This window comes from Enterobacter cloacae complex sp. P13B, from assembly GCF_014895915.1.
In the GTDB taxonomy this organism is placed as follows: Bacteria; Pseudomonadota; Gammaproteobacteria; order Enterobacterales; family Enterobacteriaceae; genus Enterobacter; species Enterobacter bugandensis.
In genome coordinates this window covers 20,190-34,540 of sequence record NZ_JADBQN010000021.1, presented here as the reverse complement: position 1 = coordinate 34,540, position 14,351 = coordinate 20,190, and the positions used below count along the sequence as shown (strand labels likewise).

Sequence of the window (14,351 nt, the reverse complement as noted above, 5' to 3'; positions counted from 1 at the left end):
GGCCACGTCACGCTGACTGATTTTCATTTTTCCACTCCCGTCCGGTTGCTGCCTGCTGCTGTTGCTGCATGCGGCTGTTGTTCAGCGCCTGCGCTTTTGGCGCGTCCATGACCAGCATCCCATCTTTCAGCACGACCACGCGCTCCACCAGCTCCAGCACCGGCACGCGGTGGGTGGCGACAACCAGCGTCCGGTTGCCGAGCCACGCCCCCAGGCGCTGGATAAATTCCCGCTCGGTGTGTTCGTCAAGGGAAGCGGTCGGTTCGTCCATCAGCACGATATTCGGATCGCGCAGCAGCATCCGCGCCAGCAGAATCGACTGCCGCTGCCCGCCGGACAATCCCACGCCGTTCTCCATGATCGGGTAGTCCAGCCCCTTTGGCAGCTTCTGCACAAAACTGGCTGCGCCGCACATCTCCAGCACCTCGAAAATCTCTTCGTCGGTGGCGCGCGGCATGCCGAGGGTGATGTTCTCGCGCAGGGTGCCGTAAAACAGCCGCGCGTTCTGGGTCATAAAGCCAACGTTTCGCCGCACGTCGGCCACGTCCAGATGCGGCAGGCTGAGGTTGTCGAGCCGCAACTCGCCGGCCGCCAGATCCATGCCGCCCGCCATCGCCTGCAGGAGAGTGGATTTGCCCGCGCCGTTACGCCCGAGGATCGCCACTTTCTCGCCCGGCCTGATCTCCAGACGGTTAATGCGCAGCGCCATGCGCGGATCTTCCGGCTGATAGCGGAACTGCGCCTGCTCGAAAAGATAGTGTCCGCGCAGCACGTCCTGGCGGATCGGCGTCTCTTCACGCTGATTTTCAGTAGGAAGCTGCATAATGCTGTCCAGCCCCTCTTTGGCGGCTTTCACCTGCTGCCAGCGGGCGAGCACGCCGCACAGCGTCGCCATCGGGGCGATCATCCGGGAGGCCAGCATTGAGGCGGCTACCACCGAGCCGGTGGTCAGCGTGCCGTCAATCACCATCGGCGCGCCAACCACGATCACGGCGGCGTAAACCAGGCTCTGAACGGTCATCCCCCAGCTGATCAGGTTCTGCGTCAGCTCGCGGGTGCGCAGGCCGGATTCCGCGGTGATCTGGATATAGCTGTTCCACTGCTGCAAAAAGCGGTTCTCCGCCTGCATCAGCTTGATGTCCTCCAGCCCCTGCACGCTCTCCACCAGCACCGCGTTGCGCAGGGTGGATTCATGCGCCGACTGCTTCGCCAGCTCCGCCAGCTTCTTTTGCAGCAGCAGGCCCGGCAGCACCATGATCACTGCCGCCACCGGGGCGATCCACGCCAGCTGCGGCGCGATGATCGCCAGCACCACCACAAACAGGAAGAAGAAGGGCAGATCGACAATCGTCGAGATGGTGGAGGAGGTGACCATCTCGCGGATCTGCTCCAGCTCGCGCAGCTGGGAGATAAAGCTGCCGGTGGAGCGCGGAATGGCGCTGTGGCGCAGCCGTAACGCGTGGCCGAACACGCGATCCGAGACGCGCAGATCCGAGCGTTTGCCCAGCAGATCCATAATGTGCCCGCGCGCAACGCGCAGCACAAAGCCAAACAGGGTGGCGATCAGCACCCCGATGGTCAGCACGTAGAGCGTCGGGTAGGACTGGGCGGGGATCACCCGGTCATACACCTGCATGGAAAAGACAATGCCGGAGAGGGAGAGCACATTGATAAACAGCGCCGCCAGCATCACCCAGCTGTAGGGGCGCAGGTCGCGCATCACCAGCCGGTAGAGCCAGTCCGGACGGTACTTTGAGATGTAGGCGTCCACGCGGCTGTCCTTAAGCGCGGCCAGCGGACGCAGGGCGATAACGTGGCGGATGGCGGGCAACATTGCGCTCATCGACAGGCGGTTGGTGTATGTCTTGTCGTCGAAAAAGCTGACCTCGAGCGTATCTTCTCCGTCGAAATTCTCGATCACGCCGATTTTTCCGTCGTTCAGCGCCACCACCACCGGCAGACGCCAGCTGTTGATCGACTGCTGATCGGCCGTCAGCAGCTGGAACGTCAGCCCGGCTTCACGGGCAAGCTGAGTCAGCGCGGGCACCATCGGTTTGCCTTTCAGCCACGGCGCGCCCGCGACGAGCGAGCCTGGCGAACAGGCAACGCGGTAGCGCGTGGCGACAAAGCCAAACGCCTGAGCCCACTGCTCCAGCGCCTCATCCGTCATCGTTTCCCCCTGCGGGATGTCGCGTTGCTTCATGGCTGGATCTCCACGGTCTGGATGGTGCGGTTATCAAGATCGAACGCATGACGCAATTGCCCGGTGTTATAGAGGCAGTTGAGCTGCAGCTGATGCAACTGACCGAGGGTCTGCTGCTGGGTAAAGCGCGCCTGATAGACCTCCTGCTCGGCGTTGAGCACGTCCAGCAGCGGGCGCGAGCCGAGATCGAGATACTGCTGCTGGTAGAGCTCGCGGGTGCGGGCGCTGAGCGCCTCCTGGCGGCCCTGAATTTGCAGCGTGCTTTGCAGGCTCATGACCTGGCTGCGGGCCTCCAGCAGCTTCTGGCGGACATCGAGGCGCGTGCGCTGAATGGTCGACTGCGCCGCTTCCACCGCGTGACCGGCGGCGTTGCGTCGGGCGGTGAGTCCGCCGCCCTGATAGAGCGGCATCTGGACTTTCACCCAGGCGGAATATTGGGTGCGGTCCCGCGTTTCGTTACCCGCGTAGCGATCGTTCAGATAGTGACGGACTTCCGGCTCCAGCGAGACGGTTGGCGTCATCTGCGCGTCGGCGTAGTCAAGGTTAGCCTGAGCGACGTTCGCCTGTGCCCAGGCAGCGAGGACCGCAGGCACCAGACGATCGTCCGGCTCGGCGATATCGCAGCTGCGGGCCAGCTTCTGCGGAAAGTCATTGCTGATATCGTTCAGGCTGTTCCAGCCGAGAAAGCTCATCAGCGTGGCGCGGGCGCTGTCGAGGCTGGCCTGATACTGCATCAGCTGGGCGCGCGCCCCTTCAATGCGCGCGTCGGTCTGCACCACGTCAGAGAGCGAGGTGGCCCCTTCGTCGTTACGCAGGCGGGTCAGCTTGCCGATTGATGAGAGGGCGTCAAGCTGCTCTTTGGCGGTGTCGACCATCTGCTGCCAGGTTTGCACCTGCACCATGGCGATAGCGGTATCGTGGGCGATGGTGTCGATGCTGACCAGCACGTTGGCCTGCTGCTGGGCGACCCCGGCGTTTTCGGCCCGCACCTGGCTTGCCACTTTGCCGAAGTCGTAGAGCATCTGTGAAAGAGAGAGCACCAGCGACGGCGTAAAGCCGTTCTGGTCGCCGTCGTGGGAATACCCGTTGTCCATGCCGGCGTTGATTTGCGGATAGTATTTCGATTTGGCGACGTCGACCTCTTCGTTCTGTTCGTAGAGTTTGCCCACGGCTTCAGCGATCGCCGGGTGCCAGGTGACGGCGCGATTAACGGCCTCGCCAAGCTGTAGTGAACCGGGAGCGGCTTTGCCTGCCACCGGGGCGACGCGGCCATTCAGTGAGGGGAGTTCCTGCGTTTCGCGGAGCTGTCCGGTATTGATGGTTGCCGCCGGGTTTGCCGCGATGGCGGGTATAGATATCAGGCAGCACGAGAGCCACCAGTAAGGCATCTTTATTCCCATGTCTTGTCCCTAATAAATAAGTACAGCTTTATTATTTATGCCCGGGCGCTGTGCGCCCGGGTCATGTCCTGCAGGTGCTATCAGGTAATGATGTGTTGCTGGTTCACAAGCTCGTCGTACGTGGTCTGCACGTTATCAAGCGTAACGAGTGCAGTATTAGTGTAGGTGCTCCCTGCGCCGTCACGGTCGATGGAGATCACAGTGTTGCTACCGCTTTGCGTGACATTGATATAATTCCCCAGCGAGGCGGTATTACCGTCCCAGCCCACCAGCAGATCGCCAATGTCGATCTTGTCTCCCTGCGCCAGGGAGAAGTTCGTCCAGTGGTCGCCGCCGGCGCTGGTGATGTTGCCCCCCGTCGCGTTGCCCGCCGTGCTGTTCAGCACCTGATAAATCAGCGTGTCGCCGTAGGCCGTACCGCTAATCACATCGTTATGCTCCGAACTGATAAATTTCGGCGCCATGTTGATGGTCAGCGACGCGGTGTCCGTGGTGCCGTTGGCATCGGTCAGGGTGTAGTTAAAGACCTCCTTCGTGGTAATGGTAGAGAGCGATATCCCCGGGTTGAGCGTATAGGTGTAACTGCCGTCTGCGGCAATCGCCAGCGTGCCGTAGTGACCCGTGATGCTCGACTGCGTGCTGCCGGTGTAGGGATCCAGCGTAGTGGTAACGCCGTCGTAGCCGGTAATGCTCACGCGGGTATCCACCGAGTGCAGCTGGTCCATCGTCCCTGCGGAACCGGTGCCGTCGAAAATGTTGCCGTCAACGGTGTGGGTGCCCGTGGCGTCGAACTGCGACAGCGAGTAGCTTGTGCCGGTGACGCTTGGGGTGATGGTGATATTTCCTACTCCCAGCGGCCCCATTCTGCCGGTATAGCTCAGGGTGTAGGTCCCCGCCTCCAGGTCGAGACCCGTCAGGTTGACCGTTGCCGTGCCGCCCAGCAGCAGCCCGCCGTTGAACGAGCCGGTTCTGACGGTGGTGGCGCCGTTGGTCAGCGTCCAGTCAACCGTCAACCCTGTAAGCGTCAGCAACGAGGCGACGTTAAACGACAGCACCACGTTGTGCAGCGCGGTATTGGCATCCACCACGAAGGTGCCGGAGCCGGAGCCCTGGGTTGAAGCGAGCAGCGCGGCGTTCCAGCTCGCCGTCCCGACGGTTGTATCCGAGTACGCGGCGGTGTGGTGTACCGACGTCACGTCCATCGCGGTGCTGACATCATTCACCGCATTCATCGGCTGCGCGGTTGGGGTGATGTTGAGCGAAGCCGTGTCTTTCGTGCCGTCCGGCGCGGTAATGGTGTAGACGAAGGTATCCGGGGTGCTGATGTGGTCAACGCCGACGCCGCTATTCAGGGTGTAGGTGTACTCCCCGGCCGCGCTGATGCTCAGCGTACCGTACTCGCCGGTAATGTTCGTCAGACCGCTGCTGTTCACCGCTACGCCGTTAACTTCCGTCACCAGCGTGCCGACTGGCGCAATATCATCCGACAGAACGTCCCCGGTAGTGCTCGCGCTGACGCTCGCCACGCTGTAGACATGATCCTGCAGCACGTCCAGCGTGTAGGCCGTCAGGGCGGTGATCCCCGCAGCCGTATTCAGCAGGAACAGGTACTCACCGGCCGGCAGCTGCAGCGTCAGCTGAGGCGAGGTGCCGCCCAACAGCGGCGCGCGCAGCCAGCCTGGTTCAACGCGCATCTGCTCGAAGGTCTGGGTCGCGTTGTTGAACTTATAGACGTACAGATCAAACACCGACGCCAGCGCCACGCCGCCCACGGAGGCCTGGATGGTCATGGTGCGGGTAGTGCCTTCCTCCACGTTATAGATGATGGGATTGGTCATATCGTCCAGCAGGTTCAGCCCCAGCGTGTTGCCGAGATTGATTCCCACCAGGGTAAAGCCGCCCTGGGACGACGTACCGTTGTCAATCGCGTTGACGGTGGTATCGAAGGTCAGCGAGTTCGTATCGTCAACCGCGACAATACCGCTGGTGGCGGTACCGGTGCCCAGCGACAGCACCAGATTCGCCGACGCGCTGACGCCGTTATGCGTGATGGTGTAGCTGAAGCTCTCCGTCCGGCCAATCACCGATGCGCTGGTGTTGGTCAGATCGTAGGTGTAACTGCCGTCGCGGTTAATGGTCAGCGTACCGTACTGGCCCTGGATCACCGTGCCGTCGGCAGTGACGCTGGTGGTGACACCCTGGGCGTTAGTGACGGCCGTGACCGTTGCCCCTGCCGGAGCGTTGTCGCTGCCTGCGGTTGGGTCAACGTCGGTGATCACGTTACCGCCGAGGCTGGTGTCGCCCGTAACGGTGCCCGGCCCGGTCTCTTTCACCGCCACGTCGAGGCTGGTGTAGGAGCCGGTTGCCAGCAGGTTGGTGTTATAGCTCAGCACGCGGTAGTTGCCGTCTGCCAGCCCGGTCAGGTTCAGCGATACGCCGGTTGCGCCGAGGGTCAGCAGGTCAGCAAACTGCGGCTGTCCGGTATCGACTACGGTAGTCCAGGTGTTGTTAACGGTGTCAAAGCGCTGAACCACCAGCTCAAGGGTGTTGAGCAGAGAGAGCACGGCCCCCGTGGCGTTGGCGTTCACGACGATATCCGCGCTGCCGCCGCTGCCCACGGTGAAGTTGACCTGAGCGGTGTCATTACCGAGCAGCGTCAGGACGTTGCCCACGGCGCCGACCAGCAGGAAGCCGTAGTCGCTGTACTGGCTGTTGGTGACGGTGGCCGTGGTGCTGAGATCCAGCTCTTCGACATTATTGCTGGCGGAGAGCGGCACCACCGGCGCGAGCGCCGAGCCGGGCTGTGAGATATTGCCCGCCGCGTCGGTGGCGGTGATTTGCAGCGTCTGGCCTTCAGTCTGTTTGTTAACGAAGGTGTAGCTGTACGTGCCGTTGCTGCCCGCTGTGGTCGTGACCGTTGAGCCGTCCGCGAGACGGATGGTGACGGTACTGCCTGCTTCAGCATTGCCGGTTAATACGCTACCGTCGGCGTTGAAGGTTCCGGTTGGTGCCGTTGGCGCGGTCAGATCGACGATAATCGTCGTCACGGCCGATGCCGGGCTGGTGTTGCCTGCGGCATCGGTGGCCGTGGCGGTGAAGTTGTGGGTGCCCTGCGTCAGCGTGGTGGTTTCCGGCAGCGTCCAGTTGCCATTGCCGTCGGCGGTGACGGTGCCCACCAGCGTGATGCCATCGTAGATCCGTACCGTTGCATTCGCTTCGGCGGTCCCGCTCAGGGCCGGACGCGTGTCGTTGGTCGGGGTGGTGCCGGTTACCGGACCGATGACGCTACCGACATCATCAATTACCGAGCTGATGACCGGCGCTGCCGGAGCAAGGGTATCGACGTTAATCGTGTACCCGGCGGTTGGCGCGCTGGCATTGCCCGTCGCATCGGTGGCGGTAAAGGTCAACGTGTGCGGGCCGTTGCCCAGCGCCGGAGAAGGCGTATAGCTCCACGCCCCGCCGGTGGCGATCACGCTGCCAATCTGCACGCCGTTATCGAAGATTTTCACCGTAGAACCCGCTTCTGCCGTACCGCTGAGGGTTGGCTGCGCGTCGTTGGTTATTCCTCCGTTCGCGACTGGCGTTGCCGCATTGCCGACGTCATCCAGAATGCTGGTGAGCACCGGCAGCGCTGGCGGTGCGGTGTCAATCGTCAGACTGAAGCTTGCGGACGACGCGCTGGTGTTGCCTGCGGCATCCGTAGCCTGCGCGGTGAAGCTGTGCGCCCCCTCTGTCAGCGTGGTATTGAGTAAGATACTCCAGCTGCCGCTGCCGTCTGCGGTGCCCGTCCCGACCAGCGTGGTTCCCTCATAGATATTCACGGTGGCAAACGGTTCGCTGGTTCCGACCAGCCGCGGTACGGTGTCGTCGATCGTCTGCCCGGACGTGATTGGCCCGGTAATGTTCCCCACATCGTCAAGCGCCTGGCTGATAACCGGCGCGGTGGGTGCCGTGCTATCGACAACCAACGTAAAGCCTGGCGAGGCGGGGCTGATGTTTCCTGCGGCATCGGTGACCGTGGCGGTCCAGGTGTGGCTGCCAGCCGCCAGTGGCGTGGACGGCGTAAAGCTCCATGCACCGGTACCGTCAGCCAGCGCGGTGCCGACAGGCTGCCCGTTTTCATAGATAGTGACCGTGGCGTTGGCCGTCGCGGTGCCGCTCAGCGTTGGCGTGGTGTCGTCGGTGCTTTGCCCGGAAGTGAGCGGGGTTTGAATACTGCCCACGTTATCTGCCGCGGCTGAAATGACCGGCGCAGACGGCACGCCCGTATCCACCGTCAGGTTAAACGGTGCCGTTGCAGTACCCACGTTGCCCGCCGCGTCGGTGGCGTTGAAGGTAATGGCATGCGGTCCGTCGATCAGATCGGTACCCGGCGTGAAGGTCCAGCTGCCCTGGGCATTGACCACGGCGGTGCCAATTTCGTTGCCATCAACAATCACGTGCACCGTAGAACCCACGTCGCCCGTACCGTTGAAGGTCGGACGCGCGTCGTTAGTGCTGTTACCCGACGTGAGCGTCCCCGTGATCGGTGCGACATCGTCAATCACGCTGGTTACCACCGGCACGCCGGGGCCTGCGGTATCGACGGTGAAGGCGAAGACCGACGAGTTCGCCGAGGCGTTGCCCGCGGCATCCGTTGCGTACGCGCGCAGGGAGTAGCTGCCGTCGTCCAGCGGCGTGGTCGGGGTGAAGGACCAGTTACCGTTTCCGCCGACGGTCGTCGTACCCAACTGCGTACCGTTATTCATGATGTAGATGGTGCTGCCTGCCTGTCCGGTGCCGCTAATCGTTGGGGTGTTGTCGTTGGTCGACTGTCCGCTGGTGAGGTTGCCCGTGACGCCGCCAGGGACGTTATCACTTACCGTATCCAGCGTTGGAACCGTCGGCGCCGTGAGGTCAACCACCACGCTCCACGGGTCGGAGACCAGGCTCAGGTTACCCTGCGGATCGGTTGCCTGAACCGTGAACGCGTGTGGCCCTTCGACAAGCGCGGTCTCTGGCGTAAAGCTCCACGCGCCGGTGCCATCAGCCGTAACCACGGCAATCTGGGTTGCGCCATCGAAAATGGTTACGATGCTGTTTGCGTCCGCTGTCCCCGAAAGGGTTGGCGTGGCGTCGTTCGTTTCGCTGCCGCTGGCTACCGGGGTGGCGGTATTGCCCACATTATCCGTTACGCTGGTGATGACCGGCGTGGTGGAAATGGAATCCACCACGATGGTGAAGTCCGCCGAAGGACCGCTCTGATTTCCCGCCGGATCGGTCTCGCGGATGGTCAGAACATTACTGCCTTCTGGCAGGGCGGGCGTGGTGTAGCTCCAGGTGCCGGTATTACCAACCACCACGCTGTCCAGCAGCACGCCGTTGTTGTAGATGGAGATGGTGTCACCCACCGCGCCGGTGCCGGTGAGGGTCGGCTGGCTGTCGTTGGTGGTCTGGCCGCTGGTCAGCGGACCGGTGACAGGACCCACGTCGTCAATGACCGAGCCAATAGTTGGCGTGCCCGGCGCGGTCAGATCGACGGTTACGCTGGCCGCCGGAGAGCGGCCGCTTGTGGCACCGTTGAGGGTCGCGGTCACCTCAAAGGTGTGCAGCCCCTCGCCAAGCGCGGCCGGCGTATAGCTCCAGTTGCCGCTGCCGTCGGCGGTCACCGTTGTTAATGGCGTCGTGCTACCGTCCTGATAGATAGTAATCACGCTGCCCGCTTCGGCCGTACCGGTAAGCGTTGGCGTGGTGTCGTTGGTGGTTTTGCCTTTCACATCGCCGGTGACCGGGTCCACGTCATCAACGATGGCCGTAATAACGGGAACCTGCGGCAGCTCAAGCGGCGAGTCGGTGACGATAAAAGGCACGTCAGCGCTGGCATTTCCTGCGGCGTCCGTGGCGGTCACGGTCAGCGTGGTTGGATCCAGCTGCGCCGGGCTCAGCGCAATGGAGAAGCTGCCGTCGCTGCCGACAACGCCGGTACCAATGACCGTGCCACCGCTGTCTTTCACGGTAATGGTGCTTCCCTCTTCGCCGGTACCGGTCAGCGGTGTTCCTTCATCTGGCAGGCTCATGTTGCCCGGATCTGCCGGGGCGACGGTATCTACCGTCACGCTCACCGGTGCGGAACTCCCTGAAATATTGCCCGCCGGATCGCTGGAAGAGACGGTGAAGGTATATGTAGCATCCGGCAGCGTCGCGTCGGCAGTCCAGCTCCAGGTGCCATCCGGCTGTATCGTTACCGGTGCTCCTGACGGGGTACCGTCGATGGAGACGATAACGGTGGCGCCGGGCTCGCCGGTCCCGGTCAGGGTCGGCGTGCCGTCATTCGTATAAAGCAGGTTATTAGACAGCTGGCTGCCCTCAACCTCGGTAATGGCCGGGACTTCAGGCGCAACGGTATCGAGGGTGACGGTAAAGACCGGGCTGAGCGCGCTGACGTTACCCGCCGCGTCAACGCCTGCGACGGTGATGTTCAGCGGGCCGTCCGTTTGCGTTGGCAGAATAAGGCTCCATTCGCCGTTAACCACAACAACGCGCCCCAGCTCGACGCCGTTGTTGTAGACGATCACCGTCTCACCGTTAACGCCGGTTCCGCCCACTGTGGGGGTGGTATCCGTGATGTAGCCGCCGTTTGCTTCACCCCCTACGGCGCTGATCGACGGAACATCCGGTGCTACGGTATCCACGGTAATCGTAATCGCTGGCGACGGGTCAGAGACGTTGCCCGCCTCATCGGTGGCGGTGGCGGTATAGACGTGGCTGCCTTCCCCAATATTACTGTCAGGACGCCAGCTCCAGTTGCCGTTGCTGTCTACCGTTACGGTGCCCACGATGGTCGGTGTGCCGTTAACGGTATCAGTGATGTTGATAACGTCATTCGCCGTACCGGTGCCGCTCAGGATCGGGCGCGGATCGTTGGTGGTTCCGCCATCGGGAACGGGGCCGGTTATCTGGCTGACGCTATCGGTAATCACCGGTGCTGCTGGTGCTGTTGGCGCATCGGTATCAATGGTGATGGTGACCGGCTGGGACGGGGCGCTTTCGTTGCCCGTGCCGTCCATATTGGTGACGGTCAGGGTAATGTCATAGGTGCCGTTAGGCAGCGGGGTAGCTGGCGTCCAGGTCCAGTTGCCGGTGCCGTCCACGAGCACATCATCAAGCTTGACCCCACCGTTGTAGATGGTCACGGTATCGCCCGGATTGCCGGTGCCGCTCAGGGTCGGCGTGGTGTCGCGGGTGGTTTCTCCCGGGTTCAGCGGCGTTTCTGTGCCGTCAGGATTGACGGTGATTGCCGGGATCTCCGGCGTGGCTGGCGGAACGGTATCTACCGTCAGTTCAAACGGCGTTGAGATGGTGGTATTGCCCGCGGCATCCGTGGCATGCACCGTCAGCGTATGCGGGCCGTCGGTGAGCGGGATAACGGGGGTAAAGCTCCAGCCGCCGCTGCCGTCGAGGGTCGCGGTGCCGAGCAGGGTGGTACCGTCATAGACGGTAATCACCGCATCTGCCGGGGCGGTGCCGCTCAGGGTCGGCGTGGTGTCGTCGGTGGTGTCGCCGCTGGTAAGCGGCCCGTTAACGCCGCCGACGTCATCGGTTACGGTGGCGATGGTGGCCGCCGCTGGCGGCGTGGTATCGACGGTCAGGGTAAAGCCGCCTGACGGCTGGCTGGTATTACCCGCTCCATCGGTGGTGACAGCGGTAAAGGTATAGGTGCCGTTAACAAGCGGTGTGGTTGGGGTATAGGTCCACGTGCCGCTGCTGTCGATCACAATTGTCGTGAGATCGACGCCGTCCTGGCGGATGGTGACGGTTGAGCCCGGCTCCGCGGTGCCGTTGAGCGTCGGCGTGGTGTCATTGGTGCTGTCGCCAGAGTTGAGCGCGCCGAGGCGCTCTGGCACGTCATCCACCACCTGGGTAATGACCGGCGCATCCGGGGCAACGCTGTCAATGATGATGCCCCAGCTGTTGGATACGTCGCTAATGTTGCCCGCCGCGTCAGTTGCGACGGCGGTCAGGGTATGTTGACCCTCAGCGATCGGGGTGTCCGGAGTAAAGCTCCACGCGCCGAGGCCATCGGCGACGGTGGTTCCAATATCAACCCCATCCACGCGGATGGTGACCGTGGCGTTGGCCGCGGCGGTACCGCTGAGCGTCGGGGTTGAATCATTGGTGGTCTCATTGAGGTCGAGCGAGCCGGTTCGTTCAGGCACATCGTCAACGACCTGCGTAATCACCGGGGCGGCCGGTGCCGTCCCGTCGACGATAATGGTCCACGCGTTCGATTGTCCGCTCGGGTTACCGGCGGCATCCGTCGCCGTTGCCGTCAGCACGTACGTACCATCAGCCAGCGGAGAGGGCGGCGTAAAGCTCCACAGGCCGGATGAGGGGACGGCCACCGTGCCGATGATATCGCTGCCGTTGAAAATCGTGATGGTCGAACCGGGTTCGCCCGTGCCGTTCAGGGTCGGCGCCCGGTCGTTGGTCAGCCCATTCTGGTCCACGGGACCGGTTGTGTTCAGCACGTCGTCAATCACCGACACGATAACCGGGGCCTGCGGAGGGGTGACATCCGGCGCAGCTGCGGAGGTTGCTGGCCCCGTGTTGCCCGCAGCGTCGGTGGCGTCTGCGGTCAGGATTTCGCCGTTGAGCTTAGGCGGGGTCAGCGTCAGGCTAAAGTTGCCCTCGCTGTCGGCCACAGGGGTGCCAAGGATAGCGTCGCCTTCACGGATGGTTACCGTGCTGCCAGGCTCCGCGGTGCCGGTGATGGTGCCGCCATCATTCGATACGACGAGGTCGCCGGGGGCCAGCGGCGGCGTGGTGTCCACGGTGAAGATGATTGGCTCTGAGGCCGCACTCTGGTTTCCGGCTGCATCGGTTTCAACGACGGTTATCGTGTGCGTTCCGTCCGCGAGCGGGCCCTCTGGCGTGACGCTCCAGGTGCCGTTCGGCAGCACCGTTGTGGTTCCAACCGCAACGCCGTTATCGTAGATAGTGATTGTGCCACCGGGCTCGCCCGTTCCCGCCAGGATCGGCTTTGACGCATCGGTAGGTGTGCCTGCGGTTATGGTCCCTCTGATCGCACCCGTGTCGTCGGTCAGCACAATCGCGGTTGGCGCGGTCGGCGGGGTAAGATCCACGGTGAGGGTAAATACCAGTGAGGCTGGTCCGAGGTTGCCGGCGGCGTCGGTTGCCCGCACGGTAATCTGGTGGGTGCTTTCAGTCAGATCGGTTGACGGGGTAAATGTCCAGGTGCCGTTGCTGGCGACGAGCGCCGTGCCAATGGCGACTCCGCCGTCATAGATGGTTACGGTGGAGCTCGCCTCCGCGGTGCCGCTGAGCTGCGGGCGTGGATCGTTGGTGCTGCCGCCGTTAGTGACCGACCCCGTTTGAGGATCAATATCGTCCGTCACGCTGCCGATCGTTGGGGCATCGGGTGCGGTGAGATCCGGCGCCGTAATCGTTGTGCCCTGGCTGGTATTCCCGGCCGCATCCGTCGCGGTGGCGGTCACCTGTTCGCCGTTGGTCAGCGGAGTGCCGAGAGACACAGTAAAGTTTCCGTCACTGCCGGTTTTTCCGGTGCCAAGGACGTTGCCGTTCGCGTCTTTCAGCGTGATGGTACTGCCGGGCTCGGCGGTACCGGTGACGCTTTTACCGTCCGACGAGAACTGAAGGCCGGAGGGTGCATTCGGCGGTGTTGTATCCGGGTTGGTGGGATCGACTGGCGTACTGGGGTTAGGGTTAGGATTGTTGTTATTCCCATCATCGTCATCCCCGCCGCCGCCGCCGCTGGAGCTTGCCACCGCCGCGATGGCGCCAGCCGCGACAATGCCGCCCAGCGCCCACGGCCAGATGGCGGCACCACCTGCATCACTCCCGGATGCGGCCAGCACGGCGTCCGTGGACGCGATGGATTCGTACGTGGCGGCTCCGGTTGGATCTTCAATCCACCATAACGCACCGTCACTCTCCTGGAGCACCAGCTGGCTCACGCCCTGCGCGTCGGTGACATAGAAATTTTTAAGGGTGATCACTTCCCCTGAGTGCAGTGTCACCACCAGATCGTTACCACTTCGCGCGAAGTGGGAGACATCGGCTCGCTCTACATGAAGCTCAACGATAGAGGAATGGCTCAGCGTAACCTGTGTGCCTTCCGTAGTCGTTTCCACGCCAGTGAGTTTTGATATAACAGAGATTTGGCTCATTTAGGTATTACTCCAGCAGAGTTATCGTGAACGACGAGCAAGACGAGCCATCTCTGGAGAAGGTAAAGGGCGCCCCCGGCGGAGTTACTGTTTTTTAAACAGCACTCACCGTCTTTTTTAGAGCGAACGATGCCCGCCAGGATTCAGAGTGGCAACATCAGAGCGAATGTAATTACTTACGAGTCAGAATGTTTGCTATGCGTATTTTGTGCCTTATAAAACCCTGTAATTAATAGAGGATTTGGTTTTGAGGATATAAAAATGATATAGCCAGAAAACGGTGAATGTGCAAATTAAGCTTTCGTAAATAAAGAGGTAGGTCGTAAAGATGTCATTAATTTATTAATGGGGTTTATGTATTTGTTTTATTAATGGGTTGTTTTTGTTGGGTTTTTTCTGATTGCAGTATGCTTTTTTATTTATGTTTTAGATGTAGTTTAATAATTGGTAGTGACGTTTTTGAATGCAATTAAAAATGTTATTATTTAAAGCTGCTTAATCATGGTTTAAGTTAGGATAACATTTTTGATGTAGGATATATTATATTAATAGGGATTT

Annotated in this window: 3 protein-coding genes; all 3 read right to left on the bottom strand. The window is 61.6% G+C overall.

Features of this window, described 5'->3' with window-relative positions:
• Window positions 1-7: 7 nt before the first annotated feature.
• Window positions 8-2,203 carry a type I secretion system permease/ATPase gene (locus IM273_RS10710; RefSeq protein ID WP_028014148.1) on the bottom strand — a complete coding sequence of 732 codons (2,196 nt, stop codon included), beginning with the start codon at window positions 2,201-2,203 and terminating at the stop codon, window positions 8-10.
• Window positions 2,200-3,603 (bottom strand): TolC family outer membrane protein, encoded by a 1,404-nt coding sequence (locus IM273_RS10705; protein WP_193051738.1) that lies wholly within the window; start codon window positions 3,601-3,603, stop codon window positions 2,200-2,202. The genes IM273_RS10710 and IM273_RS10705 overlap by 4 nt, the downstream gene beginning before the upstream one ends.
• Before the next feature lie 80 nt (window positions 3,604-3,683).
• Window positions 3,684-13,793 (bottom strand): BapA/Bap/LapF family large adhesin, encoded by a 10,110-nt coding sequence (locus tag IM273_RS10700; RefSeq protein WP_193051739.1) that lies wholly within the window; start codon window positions 13,791-13,793, stop codon window positions 3,684-3,686.
• Window positions 13,794-14,351: the final 558 nt, after the last annotated feature.